22 protein-coding genes are annotated in these 23,047 nt (G+C 47.8%); 15 read left to right on the top strand and 7 right to left on the bottom strand.

Annotation, left to right across the window (positions count from 1 at the left end; translation table 11 throughout):
* Positions 1–19: 19 nt before the first annotated feature.
* Complete coding sequence (locus UNH61_RS18350; RefSeq protein WP_326993438.1) at positions 20–2,650, top strand: glycoside hydrolase family 2 TIM barrel-domain containing protein; 2,631 nt, start codon at positions 20–22, stop codon at positions 2,648–2,650.
* A gap of 92 nt (positions 2,651–2,742) precedes the next feature.
* On the top strand, positions 2,743–3,213 hold the full coding sequence (locus UNH61_RS18345) for a GNAT family N-acetyltransferase (RefSeq protein ID WP_326993437.1): 471 nt from the start codon (positions 2,743–2,745) through the stop codon (positions 3,211–3,213).
* Here UNH61_RS18345 and UNH61_RS18340 read toward each other — a convergent pair.
* Both UNH61_RS18340 and UNH61_RS18335 read right to left on the bottom strand, forming a co-directional pair.
* Entirely contained in the window at positions 3,205–4,290 is a 1,086-nt protein-coding gene (locus tag UNH61_RS18340) for a mechanosensitive ion channel domain-containing protein (protein ID WP_326993436.1), read from the bottom strand. The genes UNH61_RS18345 and UNH61_RS18340 overlap by 9 nt on opposite strands.
* A gap of 51 nt (positions 4,291–4,341) precedes the next feature.
* Entirely contained in the window at positions 4,342–5,484 is a 1,143-nt protein-coding gene (locus UNH61_RS18335; RefSeq protein ID WP_326993435.1) for an FAD-dependent monooxygenase, read from the bottom strand.
* A gap of 67 nt (positions 5,485–5,551) precedes the next feature.
* Here UNH61_RS18335 and UNH61_RS18330 point away from each other — a divergent pair, with 67 nt between their 5' ends.
* Positions 5,552–6,151, top strand: coding sequence for a TetR/AcrR family transcriptional regulator (locus UNH61_RS18330; RefSeq protein ID WP_326993434.1), 600 nt, complete (start codon positions 5,552–5,554; stop codon positions 6,149–6,151).
* Positions 6,152–6,209: 58 nt separating this feature from the next.
* On the opposite strand, the gene UNH61_RS18325 is transcribed toward UNH61_RS18330, so the two are convergent.
* Both UNH61_RS18325 and UNH61_RS18320 read right to left on the bottom strand, forming a co-directional pair.
* Positions 6,210–6,701 (bottom strand): glycine zipper domain-containing protein, encoded by a 492-nt coding sequence (locus tag UNH61_RS18325; protein ID WP_326993433.1) that lies wholly within the window; start codon positions 6,699–6,701, stop codon positions 6,210–6,212.
* A 207-nt stretch (positions 6,702–6,908) separates the two neighbouring features.
* A complete protein-coding gene (locus UNH61_RS18320) occupies positions 6,909–8,120 on the bottom strand; it encodes an MFS transporter (protein ID WP_326993432.1) in 1,212 nt (403 codons plus the stop codon).
* A 96-nt stretch (positions 8,121–8,216) separates the two neighbouring features.
* Between UNH61_RS18320 and UNH61_RS18315 the strand changes: the two genes are divergently transcribed.
* Positions 8,217–9,125, top strand: a complete 909-nt coding sequence (locus UNH61_RS18315) for a LysR family transcriptional regulator (protein WP_326993431.1) — start codon at positions 8,217–8,219, stop codon at positions 9,123–9,125.
* A 72-nt stretch (positions 9,126–9,197) separates the two neighbouring features.
* Positions 9,198–9,713: a DinB family protein gene (locus UNH61_RS18310; protein WP_326993430.1), complete on the top strand. Its 516-nt coding sequence runs from the start codon at positions 9,198–9,200 to the stop codon at positions 9,711–9,713.
* A 27-nt stretch (positions 9,714–9,740) separates the two neighbouring features.
* On the opposite strand, the gene UNH61_RS18305 is transcribed toward UNH61_RS18310, so the two are convergent.
* Positions 9,741–10,742 (bottom strand): helix-turn-helix domain-containing protein, encoded by a 1,002-nt coding sequence (locus UNH61_RS18305; protein ID WP_326993429.1) that lies wholly within the window; start codon positions 10,740–10,742, stop codon positions 9,741–9,743.
* Positions 10,743–10,851: 109 nt separating this feature from the next.
* Between UNH61_RS18305 and UNH61_RS18300 the strand changes: the two genes are divergently transcribed.
* Both UNH61_RS18300 and UNH61_RS18295 read left to right on the top strand, forming a co-directional pair.
* Positions 10,852–11,340 (top strand): DinB family protein, encoded by a 489-nt coding sequence (locus UNH61_RS18300; protein WP_326993428.1) that lies wholly within the window; start codon positions 10,852–10,854, stop codon positions 11,338–11,340.
* Between the two features lie 18 nt (positions 11,341–11,358).
* On the top strand, positions 11,359–11,571 hold the full coding sequence (locus UNH61_RS18295; RefSeq protein ID WP_326993427.1) for a hypothetical protein: 213 nt from the start codon (positions 11,359–11,361) through the stop codon (positions 11,569–11,571).
* Positions 11,572–11,672: 101 nt separating this feature from the next.
* Here the strand turns inward: UNH61_RS18295 and UNH61_RS18290 are convergent, their stop codons facing one another.
* Positions 11,673–12,830: a YXWGXW repeat-containing protein gene (locus UNH61_RS18290; protein WP_326993426.1), complete on the bottom strand. Its 1,158-nt coding sequence runs from the start codon at positions 12,828–12,830 to the stop codon at positions 11,673–11,675.
* Positions 12,831–13,059: 229 nt separating this feature from the next.
* Between UNH61_RS18290 and UNH61_RS18285 the strand changes: the two genes are divergently transcribed.
* The 3 genes from UNH61_RS18285 (at position 13,060) to UNH61_RS18275 (ending at position 15,776) form a co-directional block, all read left to right on the top strand.
* Complete coding sequence (locus UNH61_RS18285; RefSeq protein WP_326993425.1) at positions 13,060–13,530, top strand: RidA family protein; 471 nt, start codon at positions 13,060–13,062, stop codon at positions 13,528–13,530.
* Between the two features lie 73 nt (positions 13,531–13,603).
* Complete coding sequence (locus UNH61_RS18280; protein WP_326993424.1) at positions 13,604–14,674, top strand: membrane dipeptidase; 1,071 nt, start codon at positions 13,604–13,606, stop codon at positions 14,672–14,674.
* A 112-nt stretch (positions 14,675–14,786) separates the two neighbouring features.
* Positions 14,787–15,776: an ABC transporter ATP-binding protein gene (locus tag UNH61_RS18275; RefSeq protein ID WP_326993423.1), complete on the top strand. Its 990-nt coding sequence runs from the start codon at positions 14,787–14,789 to the stop codon at positions 15,774–15,776.
* Here the strand turns inward: UNH61_RS18275 and UNH61_RS18270 are convergent, their stop codons facing one another.
* Positions 15,777–16,172 (bottom strand): YrdB family protein, encoded by a 396-nt coding sequence (locus tag UNH61_RS18270; protein WP_326993422.1) that lies wholly within the window; start codon positions 16,170–16,172, stop codon positions 15,777–15,779.
* Positions 16,173–16,229: 57 nt separating this feature from the next.
* On the opposite strand from UNH61_RS18270, the gene UNH61_RS18265 reads away from it, so the two are divergent.
* From UNH61_RS18265 to UNH61_RS18245, 5 genes are all read left to right on the top strand, one after another.
* Complete coding sequence (locus tag UNH61_RS18265) at positions 16,230–16,892, top strand: GDSL-type esterase/lipase family protein (RefSeq protein WP_326993421.1); 663 nt, start codon at positions 16,230–16,232, stop codon at positions 16,890–16,892.
* 149 nt (positions 16,893–17,041) lie between these two features.
* Positions 17,042–17,497 carry a YhcH/YjgK/YiaL family protein gene (locus UNH61_RS18260; protein ID WP_326993420.1) on the top strand — a complete coding sequence of 152 codons (456 nt, stop codon included), beginning with the start codon at positions 17,042–17,044 and terminating at the stop codon, positions 17,495–17,497.
* 75 nt (positions 17,498–17,572) lie between these two features.
* On the top strand, positions 17,573–18,205 hold the full coding sequence (locus UNH61_RS18255) for a sigma-70 family RNA polymerase sigma factor (protein WP_326993419.1): 633 nt from the start codon (positions 17,573–17,575) through the stop codon (positions 18,203–18,205).
* 92 nt (positions 18,206–18,297) lie between these two features.
* Positions 18,298–19,497 (top strand): FecR domain-containing protein, encoded by a 1,200-nt coding sequence (locus UNH61_RS18250; protein ID WP_326993418.1) that lies wholly within the window; start codon positions 18,298–18,300, stop codon positions 19,495–19,497.
* Positions 19,498–19,675: 178 nt separating this feature from the next.
* The gene (locus tag UNH61_RS18245) at positions 19,676–23,032 is read left to right on the top strand and encodes a TonB-dependent receptor (protein WP_326993417.1); all 3,357 of its coding nucleotides are present in this window, start codon (positions 19,676–19,678) and stop codon (positions 23,030–23,032) included.
* Positions 23,033–23,047: the final 15 nt, after the last annotated feature.

The following is a 23,047-nucleotide window of genomic DNA, read 5'->3' as shown; positions in this document are numbered from 1 at the left end:
TTTTATTATTACTGATAATATGATGTTCCGGAAATCGACAATCTCCTGCCTGCTACTTTTTTCTTTTCTGAAACTATCGGCACAGGAAAGTTATGAGCTTAACAGCGGATGGCAATGTATCAACACAACACAGGTAAAGGCAACAGGAGAACAGCTTTCGGCGCCGGGCTACCAGCTTACGGGCTGGATGCCGGCAACTGTGCCGGGTACCGTGCTAACTACCCTGCTTAACAACAAACAGGTGCCTGATCCCATGTATGGGATGAACAATGAGAAAATTCCGGATATCTATCATACCGGCAGAGAGCATTATACCTATTGGTTTGTAAAAGATTTTAGCGAGAAGGCAGGCGCCGGGGATGCACAGGTATGGTTACATTTCAGAGGTGTGAATGATGGCTGCGATATCTTCCTGAACGGACATAAGGTAACCCCGGCTACGCACTATGGCGCCTATCTGCGCCAGTCATATAATATCACGCCCTGGCTGGCGAAGAACGGCCAAAATCGCCTGGCTGTGATCGTATACCCACCACAGTTTCCCGGCAATCCCAACGGAGGCCAGGGAGGCGACGGTACCATCGCAAAGAACGTAGGCCCCCAGTACACCGCAGGGTGGGACTGGATACAGCCTATGCGCGACCGTAATACCGGTATCTGGGATAAGGTAACCATTGAGCGAACCGGTGCGGTACGTATCAAAGATCCGCATGTTATCACCCGGGTACCGGGCAAACGTATACCAGGCGGCTCTCAGGCGCCGGCGTTGATACAGGTTTCGTCCGAATTGCAGAACGCCAGTGCCAAAAGCATCACCGGTACCCTGCAATATACCCTGGGCGGCAGCACTATTTCCAAAAAAGTAACCCTGGCGCCGCATGCTACCGTTAACGTTCAGCTTCCGGAGTTGTCGCTGCAACAGCCGCAGCTGTGGTGGCCAGCCGGCTACGGCCCGCAGCATTTGTACAACCTGCAGCTGCAATTCATCAATAACGGAAAAGCAGATGATAAGGAGAATGTAGAAATAGGCGTACGGGAAATCCAAACCTACTGGAATACCCATACCAACAGCCGCGAAGTAGCAGTAAACGGCCAGAAGATATTTATCAAAGGTGGTAACTGGATCACGTCCGACGCCATGTTCCGCTTCAGCAAGGAAAGATATGATGCGGAAGTTCGCTTCCATCGCGATATGAACCTCAACCTGATCCGCATCTGGGGCGGTAGCCTCACCGAGCGGCCGGAGTTCTTTGAAGCATGCGATAAATACGGTCTGCTGGTATTCCAGGATTTCTGGATCTCCGGCGATTGTAACGGCCGCTGGCAGGACCCCGCCAAAAAAGAAGATCAGTGGACGCGTCGTAAGTACCCCGATGATCATCCTCTGTTCCTGCAAAATGTGACCGACCAGGTGAAGATGCTACGGAATTATCCTTCTCTCGCTTTCTGGTGCGGAGGAAATGAAATTACGCCTCCGGCTGATATTTTCGCGGCCATGAAAGATTCCATTATACCATCGCTGGATGGTACCCGCTATTTTTTCGATTACTCCAACTCAGATAGCATGTCGTATAATGTTATCGGCGGAAACGGCGATGGCCCCTACGGTATACAGCCTGTAGAACATTTCTGGGGTTCCCGTACCTTCCCGTTCAATTCGGAAGTAGGCTCCGTTGGTACCGGCGATTATGAATCACTGGAACGCTTCCTGCCTGCTGCTAATCTGGTACCTCCGGATGCACAGACCGGCAAACCGGATGCTGTCTGGGATTATCACAAATACATCGCTTACAATAACGCGGTAGATCCGTACGGTAAAACCAGCGATCTGAGAGAATGGGCGAACAGGGTGCAAATGGTCAACTATGATCAATACCGCGCCCTGATGGAGGGTTTCAGCGCACATATGTGGGACTGGTACACCGGCGTTATTATCTGGAAAACACAAAACCCGTGGACGGCCCTCCGCGGTCAGATGTACGATTACTACCTCGATCCCAATGCCTGCCTGTACGGCACCCGTAAAGGATCCACTCCGCTGCATGTGATGTGCGATCCTGCCGATGGCATGGTAATGATCGTAAACAATACGTTCAGCTATGCCCGCAACCTCATGCTGGAGCTGAAAGCATACGATATGCAGGGCCGCGATAGCCTGTTGACGCAGGTATTCGTAGAAGCAGGCCCATCTACAGTGCAGAAATATCTCAGTGTAAAACCGGTATTGGATAAGCTGAGAGACAAATCAGGGATATTTTTCTCGCTACGCCTCCTCGATGCTGAACAGCGCGTGGTAGACGAAAACCTCTATTGGCTGCCGGATGGTAAAGGGAATTACTCCGGCTTACAGCAGATGCCGGCCGCCGGAGTAAATGTTCATGCCGCACAGCTGAATGCCGACAGTATAGCCGTAACAATCAGCAACCCGGCCGGAAGCCCTGTCGCATTTTTTAACCGCATATCTTTGGTAGATGCTGCGCAGAAAAAACGTATCCTGCCGGTGTTTTACAGTGATAACTATATTTCTGTTCTGCCCGGCGAACAACGCACCATTGGTATCAGTGGCGTTTCCGCTGCCGGTAATAAGGACGCACAAATAGAAGTGTATGGTAATAATGTCAAAAAACAATATATAACCATTAGCCACTAGCTGTTGGCTTTTCGCTGCCAGTGGCCATTTCGCGAAGGTCACTGGTAGCCCGAAGCCGGTAGCTAACAGCTGTTTATTAATCCACAATATCTATGTCTCTCTCTCAGGTTACAACAATCAGAAAATTAGCCCCGGGCGATAACATGCCCTACGACCTCCTTTTATTGGCCGACCCTTCAGTTACCATGATCAATGCTTACCTCTCACTTGGCGAAGTATATGTAATGGAGAAAGAAAAACAAGTGATTGGCGTTTATGTACTGGTGAAGGAAGGGGAAGATACTGAAATAAGGAATATTGCCGTAAATCAGGCCTGGCAAGGGAAAGGACTGGGCAAAATCCTGCTCCAGGATGCAGCACAGAGGGCCAGGGCCAATGGAAGCAGAAGCCTCTTCATTGGCACCGGCAACTCCAGTATTGCACAGTTATACCTGTATCAGCGCCAGGGATTTGAAATCTCTGCTGTCAGAAAAAACTATTTCACACTGCATTATGATGAACCGATTTATGAAAACGGTATACAATGCAAGCACATGATTGTATTAGAGAAGACGTTAAACTGATCCGGCGTTTTTTGTTTTTTCAATATACGCCCGGGTTTTAGGTAAACAGTCAGGGTGATGCTCTCGTACATATTTGACCATGTTTTCCCGTATGTAGCAGCGCAAATCAAAGGCATTGCCGGAACTGGCTGCGCTCATCAGGGTTCGTACTTCAACGGTACGCTCGCTGGTATTGGTGACCTGTAGGGCTTTGGCCCGCCTGTCCCACAAAGGCGACAACTCCAGCAATCGCTCGAACTCCGCTCTCAGCTGGTCTACAGGAACACTGTAATCGAGATAGAAGAAAGCTGTTCCTAGGATTTCGGATCCCGTGCGGGTCCAGTTCTGAAATGGTTTCTCTATAAAATAATTAATCGGTAATATCAGTTTTCGCTGGTCCCAGATATTTAACACCACATAGGTGAGTGTAATTTCTTCCACACGTCCCCATTCTCCTTCCACTACCAGTACATCGTCGATCCGGATAGGCTGTGTGAATGCCAGCTGAAAACCCGCCAGCAGATTGCCCAGCGACTTCTGCGCTGCAAAACCGATAATGATACCGCCAACACCTACGCCTGTCAGTAAACCGGCGCCCAATTTCCGCATACTGTCGAAACTCAGTAATATAACACAGGCGGTAAGCGCCAGTATCACCGTGATCGATAATTTACGGATGAACTGTAACTGTGTACGTATCTTCCGCTCCCTCAGGTTGTTCGATTTCTTCAGGTCATACGTATGGTATACGTAATCTTCCAGCACCTTTATTGCGCCTATCAGCAGCGCTGCAAAAGACAGCGTGAGCGCAATTTCCGCGACTTTACCAACTGCGTAGGCATACTTCGGACTGAGGCGCATCATGGGCACTGCCACATTCAGCAGCAACAACGGCAAAAAATAGTTAAACGCCTGACCGAGCCGCAGCAATGTGCTGTGCATCAATGAAAAATCCGCTTGTTTGTTCAGGGATCTGCGTAAAAAAAATGCCAGTAAAAACTTAATCAGCCATCCTGCGACGACTGCAATGCCTGCCAGTATCAGATTCCATAGGAAGTCGGGCAGGTGGTCCGTATTCTCTATAAATTGATTCCACATGCGCGCCTTTGCCCCAAAGATGATGCCGTTGTGACCGTGCCAGCGTTATTTTTACTCTACATTCAGATCAACTCCATACAGGAAATTAAACTGCTTGCGTGCAATACTGTGTGGTGTACTACGGATAAGACAGTTACGCAGCATGGATCCGACCCGGCTTTGAATAGCGGTGATCCTGCCCAGGAACCACGACATCTTCACAACCCGCTGCGCCCGATGCATCCGCCTCTGCTGGTATTTACTGAACGCATCGGCCAGCGATCCGGTGGTAGCCAGACACGCAGCAAGTATATAAGCGTCTTCAATAGCCTGACTTGCTCCCTGTCCGAGGTTGGGGGTAGTGGCGTGTGCAGCATCTCCCAATAACACCACATTATTTTTATACCATCCGCTGATGGGTTTGATATCGTATAAATCGCCATGAATAAGCGCTTCAGGTCTCATGCGCTCCGCAACCTTTTGCGTCTGCGGACTGAAGTCTGCCAGTTGTTTTTTGATAAAAGCATAGGCTTCCTCATTACTGAATTTATTGCCGGCAGGCATTGCTTTGGTAACCCAAAGATATACCTGGTTAGGGCCTACCTGTGAATAAGATGCACGCACACCACCCTTCGCACTCCAAACCTCGCCACTGCTAACCTGTTCTGCCTGAGGGAGGGTCATATCCACAATGGCGCGCCAGCAGGTTTGTCCGGAATAGCGGTACTGCGCCTGCGTAACGCATTGCTCCCTGACAACAGAACGGATGCCGTCAGCACCAATGATCAGATCACCTGTGGCCGTACTGCCATCTTCAAACAGTACCACATTACCGTGAACCGCCTTACATCGCTTGCCCAGATGTATAGGCGCCTTCACCGCATCGGCAAGGATCTGCTGCAGGGTGCCCCGATGGATGGCATGAGTACCGTTGCCGAATAAACGCTTTATTTCGAGATTGTCCACATGCTGCAGCAACCTGCCTGTAATGTCCCTGATGTAAACCGATTCGAGGAATACAGCGTTGGTCTTGAGTATATCCGCCATCCCCAGCCTTTCATATACATTCATGGCATTGCCGCCGAGCCAGATACCAGCGCCTATGGGCCTCAGTTCCGGCGCTGCTTCATAGATCTCAAAACTGATACCCCGCTGCTGTAATGCAAGAGCTGTGGTGAGTCCACCGATACCTGCACCTATGATGATCGCTTTCATATATTTTATTTTAGTACAAATGTACTAATTTTGTACATCTGTACAAAAATGTTTATTTTCGTTCATTATGAGTACCAAAGAAAGAATATTAGCAACGGCATTGCGACTGTTCAACGAGCAGGGCATAGATGTAATCACCATCCGGCACATTGCAAAAGACATGGGGATCAGCCATAGTAACATACAGTATTATTTCAAGAATGCGGATGAAATAATAGCGGCTATTTACACCAATCATATTAATGAGATGGATGAGCTGCCGGTGTTTTCAGAGCAGGAGTTTCAAAGCCTGAAATCCCTGGAAGAATCTATCACGGCAGTAATGGAGCATATCTACAATTATCGTTTTATATATATCCATTTCGTAGTAATCGCAAGGCGGTTGCCGGAGGTGAAGAAAGTATACGCAAAGCGGTTTGCGATAAGAAGGGAACAGTTCCTGTTGTTGTTTGAAAATTACCGCAGACATGGAATCGTACGGGACGATATTCCGGAAGAAGTGTGGGAGAACCTGGTGAGGATGCTGTATGTCATTGGTGATTTCTGGATATCAGCGAACGAGCTGACCACAGGATTGAAGGGTAAGAAAGCGGTCGCGTTTTATGTGAAGATGGTAAAGGACTTGTTTTTTCCATATCTGACAGAGAAGGGGAGGAAGATGGTATAAAAAAACGGCGCGTTCTATAGAACGCGCCGCACATATAATAAAAATTCCCCTAAAAAACTTACTGTTGTGCCTGTCTCCTTTTCTTCTTATCTACCAGTGCTCCTGTACCTGCACCAACACCAGCTCCGATCAATGTACCGATAGCGGCGCCTTTTCCGTGGTCAGGATTTACAATAGCTCCGGTGATGGCACCTGCGCCTGCACCTACTACAGCTCCTTTAGCAGTATGACTCCAGTCTTTCCAGAACCGTTTTCTTGTACGGGTTGGAGCGGCTGGCGCTGTTGCGGCAGGGGCTGCACTATATCCAGGATCTGATACTGCGGCTCCACCACCCGCGCTGCTCATTACAGGCGCTGCTTCATTTCCACGGAAGTGATGATGTTTAAGATTGTTCATTGAATCAACTACTTGCTGTTTAATTGCACTTACATTGTTCATTGAATCAATGGTAGCTCTTTTTGCCTTTTCAATGGCGGCATTATTCTGTGCATTGCTGTTACAGGAAACTACAGCTACAGTTGCCGCTAAGGCTATAAGTATCGTTTTCATGGTTAAAACTTTCTTTACCTGCCTATTGTCGAAAACTATGCCAAACTAGCTTCAGTCAGACTGGAAGCCGCATTTCTACCAATGTTTTACTGAATCCAGCCTTTTCATATGCCTTTATGGCGATAATATTTAATGTGATTCAGGTGCTGCTACAGGAGCGATAAAAATGAGCACACAATTTACCGGAATTTTTTTTGGAAGATGATGTTATAAATGAGCTGTTTTACGGCTGCGTATCATAAGCACGAGGCCCGCCAGCACCAGCAGGGCGCCTACCCAGGGGGTAGCGCTCAGGCCCAGGGAAGAATCGACCACAAATCCACCCGTGGTGGCGCCTATGGCTACGCCTGCATTAAAGGCCGCGATATTAAGTGAGGAACTGACTGATTCTGTACCTGGCAGATATTTCTCCGCCAGTTGCACAATGTAGAGTTGCAGGCCCGGTACGGAAGAAAACGACAGAATGCCCATCGCAAAAAGTGTAATAACAGCCGGTATCCTGTAGTGCATCGTGAATGTAAAGATCAGCAATACTGCTGCCTGTAAGGCAAACATGATGATCAACGATGTTGCAGGCCGGTGGTTGGAGACCTTACCTCCCACCACATTCCCGATAGCAATGGCAACGCCGTATACCAGCAGCAACGGGCTTACGTAAGTGCTGGAAAAACCGGTGACTTTCTCCAGCAGGGTGGCGAGGTAAGTAAATGCCACAAATGTACCACCGTAGCCGAATGCTGTGATAGCCAGTACCAGCAGGATATGCGGGTTCTTCAAGACTTTCAGCTGTTCTTTCAGTAACACCGGTGTGCCATTGGGGATATCGTCGGGTAATAACAGCTGATTGGCAACAAGACCAACAACTCCCAGTATCGCCACGCCAACAAACGTAGCTCTCCAGCCCCAATGCTGGCCGATGAAAGTGCCCAATGGCACTCCGGCGATGATCGCAATGGTGATCCCCGAAAACATCATGGCAATGGCAGTAGCCCGTTTATCTTCCGGTACCAGGTTGGAGGCAATAGTGGCGCCCGTTCCGATGAAAACGCCATGCGCAAAGCCGGAAATGAAACGCGCTGCCAGCAGGAAAATAAATCCCGGTGAGAGAGCAGCTGCTATATGGCCTAATACAAATAATCCCATCAATGCGATGAGCAATGGTTTCCGCTTCATATGATGGGTGAGCGCGGTTAATATAGGCCCGCCTATAGCTACTCCCAGGGCGTATAATGTTACCTGTAATCCTGCCGTAGAAACGCTGACACCGAGCTTTTCCGCTACGGTTGGTAAAATGCCCACCATTACAAACTCGGTGGTGCCTATTGCAAACGAACTGATCGTAAGTGCCCATAAAGCTGTGGGAAAACCTTTCCTGGCGGGCAATACAGCCGTAGCCGCGCCCTGTTGATCGTACTTCATATACTTGATTTCTTTTCTGAAGCACAAATTTAGATCGGTCTATCTTATCATCATAATGATTTAAATGATAGCTTTGTTTCATTAAAATGATAGATCATGATGCTTAATTTTGAGTGGCTGCGAACATTTAAAACGATTTTTGAGACAGGATCACTGACAACTACTGCCAGGGATCTGTATATCTCTCAGTCGGGGGTAAGCTTGCACCTGAATTCGCTGGAAGCATTTGCAGGCTATAAACTATTCGACCGGGCGCCGCGTAAAATGGTGCCCACTGAAAGGGCGAAGGTCTTATATAATTTCACGATCGATGCCATTAACCGGTTGGAAGCAGCAGAGCAGCATTTTCATAAAAGCGGGGATGCCAATAAAGCTACCATCACCATTGGTATGTGCCTCGAAACATTCCAGTTTACATTGGAGCAACATATCGCTTCACTGCCGTTTAACGTCAATATCAGGTTCGGGGAATATCCTGATATGCAGCAGGAGCTGGATAATGGACTGCTCGATCTGATCGTTACGCCGCAGAAAGGCAGTCAGGCTAACCTGGAGTACACACCTTTTTCGCGGGAAAGGATTGTACTGATAGCAGGCGGGAAGCAGGATTGCCGGGAGTTCAATAAGCTCCTCCATGCGGACCGGATCGCGGACGCAGAGGCCTGGCTGAAGCAACAGATCTGGTACAGCTCAGCCGCCGATACGGAGAGCCTCCGCAAATTCTGGCGTCTTAACTTCAGTCATCATCCCGATTTTAAGCCCAATTATATTGTGCCCAATAAATGCTCTATTGTTCGCTGCCTGAGCAATGGCAAAGGGTTTGCCGTTATCCCTGATTTTCTCTGCCGCCAGGAGATCCTTACAGGAAAAGTAAAATTAGTTTGGGAAGGAAATGATATCATTGAGAATACCCTTTATTTCGGCAAGAGAAAGAAAACCATGTTTGCAGAAGAAATCAGCCGCATAGAAGGATTGTTTAAAGAACAGGCTGAGCAGGTGGCCTGAAATTTTTTTTAAGACTGCTGACATAGGGTTGTCATACCCCATAGCTTTCTTTGTATCATAAAACAAAAAGCTATGGAAAGCAACATCCTTACAACTGCCCCCGTTACAGCCGTTATTACATCAGAACAGTTATTGTCGCACTGGCAGGGCCACCGGCAACTGACCCGTAAACTGATTGAAAAATTTCCGGCCGATCAGTTCTTTACTTTTAGCATAGGCGGCATGCGCCCGGCCTCTGCTTTGATAATGGAGATGATTGGTATGGGATCATCTGGAGTGCACGGCCTGGCCACCGACCAATGGACGCCAATGACTACGCTGCTGGCTCATACCGGTAAAACAACTCCTCAAAACAAAGAAGAATATCTGGAGCTTTGGGATATTGTGACAGAACAAATCGATGATGAATGGTCAAAGATTTCCGAGGCCAGGTTCCAGGAAACCGCCAAAGCATTTGATCAGTATGAAGGTACCGTGATCAGTCTGCTGCTGTATTTTATCGATAATGAGATTCATCATCGTGGTCAGGCTACCGTATACCTCCGGGCATTAGGCATTGAACCGCCTTTCTTTTGGGACAGATACTAACAAACACGTTCGCGCTTACAATTTTTCTCATCTCACGGTATTAAACTTCTCCCGGTATTCCGAGGGTGTCATGCCTACTGTTTTACGGAACACTTTTCGGAATGCTTTGGGGTCGTTATAACCGGAGTTGTAGATTACTTCGGCCATCTGCTGTCCGGTTTGTTCCAGTAATTTCTTGGCCGCTTCTATGCGGGTGTGTTGCAGATATTCGATAGGGGTGACACCGGTTACCTGTTTAAATCTTCTTACAATATTCCGGCGGCTGGAAGGAATGTCTTTGATCATTTCTTCGATGGTGGCAACGTCCTGGTAGCAGGATTCGATTTTAAGCTGGGCAGTGGCCACCAGGTCGTCGTGGTGATTGCGGACTGGCTGGAACGTGCTGAAATACCATTGCCGGTCGCGCCCCATATCTACGGCAAATATCTTTGCTGTTCTCACGGCTATTTCTATTCCGCAATAGCCTTCCAGCAGATGCAGCAACAGATGGAACGTAGAGGTAGCGCCTCCGCTGGTATAGATGCGGGTATCGTGCGTAACGATCTTATCAGGCATTAGTGTTACAGCAGGGTAGGCACGGTTGAATTCCTTGCATGCATCCACATGGGTGGTGGCAATTTTTCCGTCAAGAAGTCCTGATGCACCGAGTAAAAATGCACCAGTGCAGAAGCTCGCCAGCTCAGCGCCGTTTTGGTACTGCTGACGCAACCAGGGCAGATAGTCCTTGTTGGCAGCAACAGACGCAGCAAGATTTTCAGTCGTAAATGAGGGGATGAGCACCAGGCCAAAATTGCCCGCTTCATCAATAGATTGTGAGGCATATCCGGGAAATGCCGCTGTCAGGTGCGCCATCTCTTTGGTATAAACCAGGTTAATGTGGAACGGAGCTGCCTGCTGCCCGTTATGGTAAATTTTATTGACTGTTTCAAGCACGTCTGTGATAGCGGCCAGACTTAAAAGCTTGTAATGCCGGATAAGCAGAATACCTATCTGTAACATACGGTTTTTTGTTTGGTGATCTTTTCTCAAACTTAATGATTTTGTCGCAAATACCCCCTAAGATTGACTGCAATAGCAACATGAGGTGCAGGAAATAACTGGTACCTTACAAATAGTTTGTAAACCAAAAAAGAAACAAATGGAAACTGTTAGTATCCGGATGCGCGGCATCCTTCCGCTGTATGATATGCAAACCAGTTTTTATCCGAAAGTACTGGATGGTATTTCTGATGATGATGCTCACAAGCGCCTGGAAACTCAGGCGAACCATGTTGCATGGCTGGCTGGCAGCCTTGTTCAGCAACGCTTTGATACAGCCGGATTACTCGGTGTGTCAGATAAATCATTTGCAGATGAACTATTCAGCAACTTTCAGGGCATAAAAAACGGCCAGCGTTATCCATCTCTCGAAACATATAAAAAAGACTGGGAAAAAATTACACCATTACTGAGAGAAAAACTGGCGCAGGTAACAGATGAACAACTGGATCGTATCCTGCAATTCCCCGGAATGAGTATGCCGTTATGGGATCTGCTGGCTTTTAACTCTTACCGGGAAGCCAATTGTATAGGCCAGATCGCGCTGTGGCGAAGATTGCTGGACTATCCGGCAATGAAATACATGTAATCAAAAATTTTTTACCAGATGGTAGAAGTATTTAAGACAAATGTTCAGCGAAGTTCCGCTGCTAAAGAAATCATCTCTGTATTACTGCGTAATTTCCCGGGTAGTAAAATCAACTTTGATCTGGATGACTGCGACAAAGTACTGCGCGTGGAAGGTGAGGATTTCCAACCTGGAAAGATCATGATGATTGTAAACGAGAATGGGTTTCAGTGCCAGGTGATGGAAGAATGAAGAATAGGGAATGAAGAATTAAGAAACAGCGCGAAGATTTTAGCGATTATTATTATCCGCTAAGATCTTCGCGCTGTTTCTTAATTCTTCATTCCCTATTCTCAATTCCTTCTCACTCTGTGATCTCCTCCTCCACCGCCACCTCTTGGTCCTCCGAAATTACCCGCCGGGCGAGGATTACCGTTGAAAGACGGGCGGCTGTAATTGCCTGCAAACCCCTGATGCATACGTGGTGGCTGGTTGTTGTTAAATCCTGCCGGGCCGTGATTTCCAGGATTACCAGAGAATCCCTGTCTTACGCGGGGTTGATTAAAATTACCGGCATTGTTGTTATTAAACCCTGCCGGTGTGCGGTTACCGGGATTGTTGGTGAATCCCTGTCTTACCCGCTGCTGACCACCATTGTTAATATTAGGGTTGTTATGTTGTGCCAGATTGTTATTGATGTTATTGTTGGCATTGGGAGCAACACGGTTGCTCTGATTGTTGGTGAATCCCTGTCTTGCGCCTGGATTGTTAATATTGTTATTACTATTGCGTGGCGCCATAGCGCTGTTAGGCTGAGGAGCATGATCACCATGATCACGAATAGCCATGCTGGCAGGGCGGCCGTTATTTACTGATGCAAGTTGCCGGCGATCAGTCCGGGCTGTTTGCTGGTTGGCCATCTGTACATTGGTGGCATTCATGTGCTGATCGCGGGCAGCAGCCATTTCTACACGGGTAGGCCTGCTGGTAATACCACCTGCACCATTGAAACTGGTACGGCTGTTATTCACCACGGTGTTGTTGTTGATCACCGTATTGTTGACGTAGGTATTGTGTACGATGGTAGTATTGACATTGGTCACTGCAGTATTGTAGCGATAAACGTTTCCTGACCATCCACCACCGCAGAAGCCTACGCCACCATATCCGAATCCGTAGTTAATACCACCGTAGAATCCGACGTGAGGCCCCCAATAGCCCGCGTGCCAGGAATAAATACCACCTACAAAACCCCAGTAGCCGGGCGTCCACAGGAATCCTATCCGTGGGGGCATTACCCACGCACCGGGTACCCAATAATATCCGTCCGGACCATAAGCCCAATAGCCGGGAGTCCAGATGTATCCGTCGTACGGACAAGGAGGCTGTGTATATACCGGAAGAACAGGAGGTGCGATGTTGATAGACAGGCCTACGCTAACCTGAGCCTGTGTTGTGTTAACTGTGCCTATAGCTGCACATAGCAGCAAAGCAAGGATGAGCTTTTTCATGATAGACTGGTCTTATTCCACCAGTAAGACATGAGGTGCAAAGAAAGGTTTAACTCTTAACATAGTATTATGAATGAATTAAGAATATGGAATGAAGAATTAAGAAACAGAGCGAAGACATTAGCGGTTAATCTTCGCGTTTACTATCTCCGCTTTCATTCTTCATTCTATATTCCCAATTCTTAATTCTTAGTGTTATCTTTTCGGCATAAAAGTTAAAAACAGCACTATGGAAAACAATCATGCAGAAGAGAAATTAGCGGCCCTTGGATTGGTATTGCCACCTGCGCCAACGCCCTTAGGCGTTTACAAGCCTTGCCTTATTGACGGGAAATACCTGTATCTCTCCGGGCATGGTCCTGTTCAGAACGACAAATCCCTGATCATTGGCCGTATCGGAGATGCACTGGATATGGAACAGGGCAAGCTGGCAGCGCGGCAGGTGGGATTAACGATGTTAGCGACTATCAAAAAGCATGCAGGCGGGCTGGATAAGGTGAAGCGGGTGATCAAGGTATTGGGTATGGTGAACTGTACGCCGGATTTTGAGCGTCATCCGTATGTGATCAATGGATGCAGTGAGTTGTTTGCTGCTATCTGGGGAGAAGAAAACGGGATAGGAGTAAGAAGCGCCGTTGGTTTTGGTTCGCTGCCCGACAATATCCCTGTCGAAATTGAAGCATTGTTTGAACTATACTAACGGTCATGCTACAACAACACCGAAGCCAGGTAATTCTTCCTTCTATATTCTTCATTCTACATTCTCAACTAATATGTTTGCAATAGACGCGCATTTGGATCTCAGCATGAACGCGCTGGAATGGAACCGGGATCTTCAGCAGCCGGTGGCCGCCATTCGCGCAAGAGAAGCCGGATTGAATGATAAACCCGACAGAGCCAGGGGAGTAGTGGCTTTCCCTGAATTAAGAAAAGGTAATATAGGATTGGTGGTGGCTACCCAGATCGCGCGTTATGTGGCGCCTGAAAATCCGCTTCCAGGCTGGCACTCGCCGGCGCAGGCCTGGGCGCAAACCCAGGGACAGCTGGCCTGGTATAAAGCTATGGAAGATGCAGGTGAAATGGTGATGATCCGGGATCTTAAAGGATTGGAAGCTCATCTGCAGTTATGGAATGATGGTACCCCCAACGATAAGAAACCGATAGGCTATATACTCAGCCTGGAGGGAGCCGATTCTATTATCAATATCAATTACCTGGAGCAGGCATATAATAAAGGCCTCCGGGCGATTGGCCCGGCTCACTATGGCCCGGGACGTTATGCCAATGGTACAGATGCTACCGGTGGACTGAATGCACAAGGAAAGGAATTGATACGGGAGATGGAAAAGCTGAATATCATCCTCGATGCCACGCACCTTTGTGATGATGCTTTCTGGGATGCCATGGAACTCTTCAATGGTGCGGTTTGGGCCAGTCATAATAACTGCCGGGCACTCGTAAATCACAACCGGCAGTTCAGCGATGATATGATCAGAGCGCTGATCCGGAAAAATGCCGTAATCGGCGGTGCACTGGATGCCTGGATGATGGTACCGGGATGGGTGAGAGGTAAATCTACTCCTGAGGCAATGGGCTGCAACCTCGAAAAAATGATCGATCATATGGATCATATCTGCCAGATTGCAGGAAATACGCTGCATGTTGGCATTGGCACTGATCTCGACGGGGCTTTCGGAAAAGAACAATGCCCCTATGATCTCGAAACTATCGCGGATATCCAGCTGCTGCCAGGCCTGCTTTCCAAAAGAGGCTATAGTCAGCAGGATATTGAAAACGTTATGCATGGCAACTGGATTCGGTTTCTCCGGAATGCCTGGAAATAGTTGTTGGCCTTTAGTCTTTAGTAAAATGCAGCGGAGATTATAATATTAGCATACTATGTCATCTCCGCTGCATTTTACTAAAGGCTAAAGACTTTTTCCCTACCTTGCACGAATGAATTTTCTTGAAGTATCTCACATCAGCAAGGAACAGCACGGTGCTTATAGCCTAAAAGACATCAACTTCACCATACAGCAGTTTCAAAAGGTAGTTATTGCCGGGGAAACAGGTTCCGGCAAAAGCTCCTTAATGAAAATAATCGGCGGAATGGGACAGGCGGATTCGGGTACCGTGTTGTTTGAGGGTAAAAAGGTAAAAGGCGCACTGGAAGTATTAATCCCCGGACATCCGGGAACAGCCTATCTGTCGCAGCATTTTGAGCTGAGAAATAACTACCGTGTTGAAGAGATCCTTTCTTACGCCAACAAACTCTCTGAGGAAGAAGCTTCAGAGATCTATCATATCTGCAGAATCTCGCACCTGTTAAAAAGAAAAACCGACCAGCTGTCGGGCGGAGAGAAGCAGCGCATTGCTATGGCGCGCCTGCTGATATCTTCTCCCAGGCTGTTTCTGCTGGATGAGCCCTATTCCAACCTGGATATGATCCACAAAGGGATGCTGAAAAATGTGATTGCTGATATAGGAGAGAAATTAGGTATCACCTGTATGCTGATCTCTCACGATCCGATGGATATTCTGCCCTGGGCTGATCTGGTGATTGTGATGAAAGATGGAGAGATCGTACAAATGGGAACTCCGCAGGAAATATATCGTCGCCCGGCAAATGCCTATGTGGCGGGGCTTTTCGGAAAATACAACCTGGTGGCTCCCGCCAGTGCTAAAGCATTTGCAGGATTGCCCGGTATCTCCCTGAATGGCAAACATATTTTTCTGAGGCCGGAAGATCTTAAAATTACTGGTCCGGGAAAAAATGCGATAACCGGAAAAGTGGCCGGTATCGCCTATTACGGCAGTTTCCTCGAGGCAAACGTGGCGATTGGAAATGAAGTACTGACGGTGAGAACAGATGATGAGGCGCTTGCGGCAGGTACGGAGGTACATCTCACACTGGCTGGCGAAAATGTCTGGCACTTCAGCCATTAATCATTTCTTTCCTGTAAACCCGGTATAAGGCTTGTTTTGCAGCATCGCCAGGGTTCTGTCGTACGATACGGCATAATGTACCACCAATATTCCCAGTACTCCATACGCCTGTTGGGGATGTTGCATAGCTATCAGCGCAGCAACGGCAAGGCCAAATAATCCCCATTCCAGCAGTAATCTTAATACTCCGGGAATGGCTACCGGCGCTGGTTTAGGGTCATTGGGTATCCGGAAAACTCCCCAGAGTACTGCGGCTGTCACCGGAAATAAAACCGCCAGCAGATAACATTGCCATATGCTGTCATTGCCAAGATGCCAGCCCCAGTTCCCCAGTACAATCAACATCCATATTTCCAGTAAAAAGCGAACAGCCAAATTCAGCGGGTGCGTATTCATACTATCGAAATTAAATATTTTCTTTTATCTTAAGGGTTTGCAGATCATCTATTTATTATGAAAAAGATTGTATTATTTGCTTGTCTGGCTTTATTGTTTGCTTCCGGTAACCTCCTGGCACAGGATCCGCGCCGGTTTGAGCATGACATACAAACCATCGTGGACTTCGATAAGATGTACGCTCCGCCGGTACATCCGATTTTATTTGTGGGTAGTTCCTCTATCAGGAAATGGGACGATCTGGAACGTAATTTCAGCAAATGGGTAGTGTTGAACAGGGGATTCGGTGGCGCAGAAACCAATGATGTTACTTACTATGCCAACCGCATTATCTTCCCGTATCAGCCACGGCAGATCGTTATTTACGTAGGAGAAAATGATCTTCCGGCTACTGCTGTCACTGCCGATACAGTGCTGAGCAGATTCAAAATACTGTATGCCACTATCAGGAGTAAGCTGCCCGATGTGCCACTGGTCTACATTTCCATGAAGCCAAGTCCTTCCCGGGCCGCTTTCTTTGAAAAGGCCAAAAAAGCCAATGGATTTATCCGCCAGTTTCTGGCATCGGAGAAAAATACCAGGTTCATCGACATCTATCCGAAAATGCTGGATAAGAATGGTAATCCCCGGAAGGAACTGTTTCTTGAAGATATGCTGCATATGAATAAGAAGGGCTATAAGATATGGGAAGATGCGGTTAAGCCGTATCTGAGGAATTAAGAATAGAGAATGAAGAATTAAGAAACTGAGCGAAGACTTAAGCGGATAATCTTGTTTTGCCATTATCCGCTTAAGTCTTCGCTCAGTTTCTTAATTCTTCATTCCTAATTCATAATTCTTTCTCTATATTGCCAACTGAATTTATACGCATGATACTGGACACACTGCAGAATGCACCTCTTTATTACAGGCTGGGACTGAGGTTTATCAAGGCATTTGAATACCTGGTACAAACAGACCTGGTAGCCATTGAAAAAGGGAAATACGAAATAGACGGGAGTGATATTTTCGCCATCGTAAATGAATATGATACAGTAGATGCAGCTGCAGAACAGATGGAGTCGCATAAAAAATACATCGACATACAATATATAGTATCCGGCTCGGAGCTGATTGGTCATGATTTTCTGAGAGATCAGCAACCTTCCAGGGCATATGATGAGGCGGCCGATTATCAGTTATTTGGAGAAACGCCTATGTTTTTCTCCCGCCTGGAGCAGGGGATGTTCGCGATATTTTTTCCGGGCGACCTGCATATGCTCAATATTATGGTGAGTAAACCGATGCCTGTCAGGAAAGTTGTTATCAAAATAGCAGTAAGCTGATAAAGTGGCTTCCGGGTGGCCCATGGAAACCCGGAAGCCGTTTTCCGTATCCACTTTATGAAATAGTAGCGTCGAATGAACAGTGAGCAACCTACATCTTTCCCCGAACAATCTGCTGGCGGTGTTCCGGCTGCTGATGCAGCCCGTTTTACGCTGTTGTGGAACCGCGTTCGCCTGAGTGAGCAGACTGCGCTCGTTTCCCTGTACGAACAATTGTATTTCTATCTTGTAAATTATGGCCTCCGCATTTGTGGGAATATGGAAATTACCAGAGATGCCATTAACGACCTGTTCCTGGAATTGTGGGATCACAGGCAAAAGCTTCCTGAAGTATCGAATGTAAAGTCTTACCTGCTGACCTATCTGCGTCGCAAGATCTTTGCAGATATCCGCCAGGCACGGAAATCGAATGAGGCAGCGGATGCCTGGTCCGATACCGCAGCGGTTCATGAACTTTCCTATGAAGAGTGTATAGTAGCGCTTCAGACTTCAGAGGAAATAAAGCAAAAGATCAGAAGGGCCATGGCGGCACTGACTCCCCGTCAGAAAGAAATGATCCAGCTCCGGTATTTCGATGGGCTCAGTATGGAAGAGGTGGGCCAACGGACGGGCATTACTACAAAAACGGCCTACAACACGCTGGGAGCGGCTTTGAAGATTCTTTCAACAGAGCTGATAATAGCGCTGTTGCTGTATATTCTTGCCTAGCCGGGAAAAAATAAAAATAGTCGCATTTTTTTTGGGAATAAATCCCACTTTCCTACACTACTTATTACTAACGCCAATTATTAACAGCAAAAATGGATCATCAATTTAATGCTGCCGAAGATTTCCTGTTAGACGATTCCTTCCTGCGTTACTGCATCGGAATCGATGAGCAGGATATTGCATACTGGGAGAAATGGATCGCTGATCACCCTGATAAGCGCGCAGATGTAGCGCGTGCCCGGCAGATATTTGATATCATCAATGGCAGGCAGGGGCGTCTTGACGAAGAGGTGAGCCACTTCAAAAATCTGCTGGAAGAGCATATCGGCCGGGAAACCGCCGTAGTACCTAAAGTACGGCCTATCGGCAGGTGGAGGGCAGCTGCGGCCGTGTTGCTGCTGCTGGGAGCTGCAGGCGCCTGGTTGGCGTATCGGCACTGGCACGCACCTTCCGGTCAGGAAATCGCGCTTGTAAAAGGTGAAGATGTACAACCCGGCGGAGCCAAAGCCCGCCTGCAGTTGGGAGATGGCACTTCCGTAGAGCTCGACTCATTGAACGGGAATGGACTGAAGGAGAAAGACGGTACCCGTATCGGGAAAGATAATGGCAAGCTGGTATACGACGTAACGGGGAACTCTGCTAATGAGATCACCTATAATACCCTGAGCACACCCAGAGGTGGTGAATTTCAGCTGGTGTTACCGGATGGTACCAAAGTATGGCTGAATGCTGCTTCGTCGCTCCGTTTCCCCACCAAGTTCACCGGAACGGAAAGAACAGTATACCTCAGTGGGGAAGCTTATTTCGAGGTGGCACAGCAGGCATCACAGCCTTTCCAGGTACAGGTCAGCAACGGACTTAAAGTAGCGGTGCTGGGCACCGGTTTCAATATCATGGCCTATGACGACGAAAACGTTATGAACACTACCCTGGTATCGGGTAAAGTAAAAGTAATCGCCCCGGGAGGCAACAGCGTGTTATTGTCGCCCTCCGAGCAGGCCGTATTGGCCAGGGGCAGCCACGATTTGTCGGTAAGTGAAGCCGATATCGATAAAACCATCGCCTGGAAAATGGGCATGTTCGAGTTCGACGACGATGATATATCCACTGTGATGAGACAATTAGCAAGATGGTATGATGTGAACGTGAAATTTTCCGGCCCGGTGCCAGACAAACATTACACCGGATCTATCCGGAAACAGTCCACACTGTCGCAGGCATTACACATTCTGAAAACTGCCGGAGTACAGTTCAGCATTAATGGAAAACAAATTGTTGTCGAAGCAAAATAGGATTACCAAAAATACAGATACAATAAACCAAATGTAACAACCAGGATCATCGTGGGATGATACTGCAGGTAAATGAAACCGGGAACGCGGCAACGTTCCCGGTGGAATTTGTCTGGCGGGCATCTTCACGCTTATTTGTCGTAAACAGCTTAACGCTCACCAAAAACTTAACAAATCTATGCAATTTAGACATGCAGGCAAATACCCTGAACGTAGGGTATGGGCACAAATGCTGAATGTTATGAAACTAACTGCCTTTTTGCTGTTGGTACTGGCTTTGCAGGTAAGTGCAACCGGTTACTCGCAAAAACTGACCCTCAACATGCACAATGTGTCATTGTCGAAGGTCTTCAAGGAAATCCGGAAACAAACCGGCTATACCTTCTTTTATAATACTGAAATGCTGGACCAAACGGGAAAGGTTTCGGTGTCGGTCGTACAGGCCGACCTGGAATCCGTATTGAGTAAGTGTTTGCTCAATAAGAACCTCAATTACAGCATTGAGGATAACACTATTATCCTGTCTGTTAAACCCGGCGAGCAACAGGAGGAAGCCCCCCGTCCGGTTGCCAATATATCTGTATTTGGCCGTGTAACCGACGCGGTGACTCACGAACCCCTTACCGGAGCATCTGTAAAGCTGAAAGGCACTACCAAAGGCGCCAGCACAGATGCTAAAGGAAATTATGCCTTACAGCTGCCCGATGAAGGCGGCGTACTGGTAGTTTCATTTATCGGTTATGAAAGTGCCGAACAGGCTGTTACCAAAGCTGGCCAGATGGATATTGCCCTTACTCCCAAAGCTGTACAAACGGAGGAACTGGTAGTAGTGGGTTATGGTACCCAGAAAAGAAAAGATGTAACCGGTGCTGTATCTTCCGTAAGGGTAAAAGATATCAGTGCAGGTGTTTCTAAAAATATCAGCGGTGCTATCCAGGGCAGGGTGCCAGGCGTAGCAGTGGAATCGTCCAGCGGAGCTCCGGGAGCAGGATTGCTCATTACTATCCGTGGTATGAGTACCCTCGGTAACAACACGCCGCTGTATATCGTAGATGGTGTGTTCGTTAGCAGTATCGATGGTGTAAGCCCGAACGATGTTGAATCCGTTGAGGTACTGAAAGATGCAGCTACTGCCAGCATCTATGGTTCCCGCGCTGCTAACGGCGTAGTGATCATCACCACTAAAGGTGGCCGGAAAGAAACACCTCCACGGCTGGATGTTGATACCTGGTTCGGTGTACAGTCTGTGCCTAAGAGAATGAGCCTCCTCAATGGAGAACAGTGGTCTACGCTCATGAACAAATACATCACCGGGATACCTGCTTATAATGGTATCAATACCAACTGGCAGAACGCCATCTTCCATCCGGGATTGGTAACCCGCACCAACGCGAACTTCAGCGGCGGTACCAAAAACTTCATCTACAGCCTGTCTGGCGGATATCAGAAAGAAGAAGGTGCCATGAAACATACCAACTACACTGCTGCCAATTTCAGGATCAAAACTGAATATGAAAAAGGAAGATTACGTGTAGGGGAGTCCGTTATCATTAAACGTGGCGATACCCGCAGAAACCCTGCCGGTGGCGACCAAACCCATAGCATCGTGGGAAGTGCGCTGATGATGCCTGCTACTGTGCCTGTATACGATCCTACACAGGATCTTGGCGGATACGGCCGCAGACCGGTTTATATGAAGAACCTGTCGAACCCCGTTGCATTACTCGAGAATGTTGACAATGGCGCCAAAGATCTCTCCATCATCGCCAACGGCTTCGTGGAAGTGAAACTGATCGATGGTCTCCGGTATAAACTGAACGTTGGTCTTACTGAAGATCAATCCAACACCCGTCTCTTCTCCGGCACCTACAACGATGGTAACGTAGCGCTGAGCGCTCCTCAGCTGTCGCAAAGCACAGGTACTACCAATTCCTGGCTGCTGGAAAATACCCTCAACTATTCTAAGAAATTCGGTAAACACAATATCGACGCGTTACTGGGGTATACTGCCCAGAAGAATATCTACAGCGGATTCAGTGCTTCCAGAACCGATCTGGCAACAGGTACTACCGTACTGGACGGCGGTTCAGCTACTTCGCAGCTGAATGGCGGTAGCGCTAATACCAGCTCTATCGTTTCCCGCTTCGGCCGTATTATGTATTCCTACGATTCCCGCTACATGCTTACCGCTTCTGTAAGAAGGGACGGTTCTTCCCGTTTCGCACCGGGGCATCAGTATGGTTCTTTCCCCTCCGTTTCACTGGGTTGGAGTGTGCATAACGAGAAATTCTTTGCAGGCCTCACCAACATTATCAGCACGTTGAAACTGCGTGGCAGCTGGGGCGTACTGGGTAACCAGGAAGTGGGCGATTATCTGACACAAAACAACATCAACAACGGTCTTAACTACGTGCAGGGCAATGTGCTGTGGCCGGGAGCTACCGCCAATGCTTACGCTTCTCCGATAGATCTGACCTGGGAAGAAACCAAAATCATCAACGGTGGCGTGGACCTGGGCCTGCTGAATAATAAACTGTTTGTGATATTCGACGTCTTTAAGAAAAACACCACTGGTGTACTGCTGAGCGTACCTTTTCCTTCATCAGTAGGAAAGAACGGATCACCTACATTGAATGCAGGTGCTATTCAGAACACCGGATATGAAGTATCATTTGAGTACAACGACAGGGCTGGTGAACTGAATTACCGGCTGGGTCTTAACTTCTCCCATATCAACAACAAAATGACGGCCATCAACGTAGGTTCTGGCCGCCAGGAATTCGGTTACATTTCAAAAGCGAAAGTCGGCTATCCCATTGGCGGATTCTGGCTGGTGAAAACAGATGGCATCTTCAACTCTAAAGAAGAAGTAGCTAACTACCAGAAGAATGGTAAGCCCATCCAGCCTAATGCGCAGCCCGGTGATATCCGCTACGCGGATGCTAACGGCGATGGTATCATCGATAACCAGGATGAACAATACATGGGCAGTCCGTTCCCCAATCTTACGATGGGCTTCTCTGCTAATCTCTCCTGGAAACATTTCGACCTGGGCCTCTTCCTGGAAGCCATCACAGGCAACAAGATCTACAATGCCAGAAGAATATGGCTGGAGAAGATGAACGAAGTAACCAACTATTCTACTGATGTGTTGAATGCATGGACTCCGGAAAATCACACCAACTTCCCCCGCTTTACATTAACAGATCCTAACAACAACAACCGCGATAACAGCACCAGGTGGCTGGAAGACGGTTCCTATCTGCGGCTGAAACGCGTGGAACTGGGATATACCCTGCCTAAAACACTGCTCAGCAGATACGGTATAGAAAGAGTAAGAGTATTCACTTCCGGCGAAAACCTCTTCACCATCACGAAATATAAAGGCTACAACCCTGATATAGGTGGCTCTGGTCCTGTAAAATCCGGAAATGGTTGGAGCTCCTCTGCCACACTTTCGAGAGGTATGGATAATTCATGGGATGTTTATCCTTTATCCCGCACTTTCCTGTTTGGTCTGAACCTTACTTTTTAATTGCTTAACAGCATT

It is taken from the genome of Chitinophaga sp. 180180018-3 (genome assembly GCF_037893185.1).
Lineage (GTDB): Bacteria > Bacteroidota > Bacteroidia > Chitinophagales > Chitinophagaceae > Chitinophaga.
Note: the sequence above shows the minus strand (reverse complement) of the source record. Positions and strands in the feature narration are given on the sequence as shown.

Bases quoted from the DNA above. Each gene is read 5' to 3' on its own strand.
- UNH61_RS18270 (WP_326993422.1), bottom strand. From the start codon at position 16,172: ATGAATACGCACCCGCTGAATTTGGCTGTTCGCTTTTTACTGGAAATA.
- UNH61_RS18280 (WP_326993424.1), top strand. From the start codon at position 13,604: ATGTTTGCAATAGACGCGCATTTGGATCTCAGCATGAACGCGCTGGAA.
- UNH61_RS18250 (WP_326993418.1), top strand. From the start codon at position 18,298: ATGGATCATCAATTTAATGCTGCCGAAGATTTCCTGTTAGACGATTCC.
- UNH61_RS18310 (WP_326993430.1), top strand. From the start codon at position 9,198: ATGGAAAGCAACATCCTTACAACTGCCCCCGTTACAGCCGTTATTACA.
- UNH61_RS18330 (WP_326993434.1), top strand. From the start codon at position 5,552: ATGAGTACCAAAGAAAGAATATTAGCAACGGCATTGCGACTGTTCAAC.
- UNH61_RS18245 (WP_326993417.1), top strand. From the start codon at position 19,676: ATGCAATTTAGACATGCAGGCAAATACCCTGAACGTAGGGTATGGGCA.
- UNH61_RS18290 (WP_326993426.1), bottom strand. From the start codon at position 12,830: ATGAAAAAGCTCATCCTTGCTTTGCTGCTATGTGCAGCTATAGGCACA.
- UNH61_RS18345 (WP_326993437.1), top strand. From the start codon at position 2,743: ATGTCTCTCTCTCAGGTTACAACAATCAGAAAATTAGCCCCGGGCGAT.
- UNH61_RS18340 (WP_326993436.1), bottom strand. From the start codon at position 4,290: ATGTGGAATCAATTTATAGAGAATACGGACCACCTGCCCGACTTCCTA.
- UNH61_RS18265 (WP_326993421.1), top strand. From the start codon at position 16,230: ATGAAAAAGATTGTATTATTTGCTTGTCTGGCTTTATTGTTTGCTTCC.
- UNH61_RS18295 (WP_326993427.1), top strand. From the start codon at position 11,359: ATGGTAGAAGTATTTAAGACAAATGTTCAGCGAAGTTCCGCTGCTAAA.
- UNH61_RS18335 (WP_326993435.1), bottom strand. From the start codon at position 5,484: ATGAAAGCGATCATCATAGGTGCAGGTATCGGTGGACTCACCACAGCT.
- UNH61_RS18320 (WP_326993432.1), bottom strand. From the start codon at position 8,120: ATGAAGTACGATCAACAGGGCGCGGCTACGGCTGTATTGCCCGCCAGG.
- UNH61_RS18350 (WP_326993438.1), top strand. From the start codon at position 20: ATGATGTTCCGGAAATCGACAATCTCCTGCCTGCTACTTTTTTCTTTT.
- UNH61_RS18300 (WP_326993428.1), top strand. From the start codon at position 10,852: ATGGAAACTGTTAGTATCCGGATGCGCGGCATCCTTCCGCTGTATGAT.
- UNH61_RS18255 (WP_326993419.1), top strand. From the start codon at position 17,573: ATGAACAGTGAGCAACCTACATCTTTCCCCGAACAATCTGCTGGCGGT.
- UNH61_RS18315 (WP_326993431.1), top strand. From the start codon at position 8,217: ATGATGCTTAATTTTGAGTGGCTGCGAACATTTAAAACGATTTTTGAG.
- UNH61_RS18285 (WP_326993425.1), top strand. From the start codon at position 13,060: ATGGAAAACAATCATGCAGAAGAGAAATTAGCGGCCCTTGGATTGGTA.
- UNH61_RS18275 (WP_326993423.1), top strand. From the start codon at position 14,787: ATGAATTTTCTTGAAGTATCTCACATCAGCAAGGAACAGCACGGTGCT.
- UNH61_RS18260 (WP_326993420.1), top strand. From the start codon at position 17,042: ATGATACTGGACACACTGCAGAATGCACCTCTTTATTACAGGCTGGGA.
- UNH61_RS18325 (WP_326993433.1), bottom strand. From the start codon at position 6,701: ATGAAAACGATACTTATAGCCTTAGCGGCAACTGTAGCTGTAGTTTCC.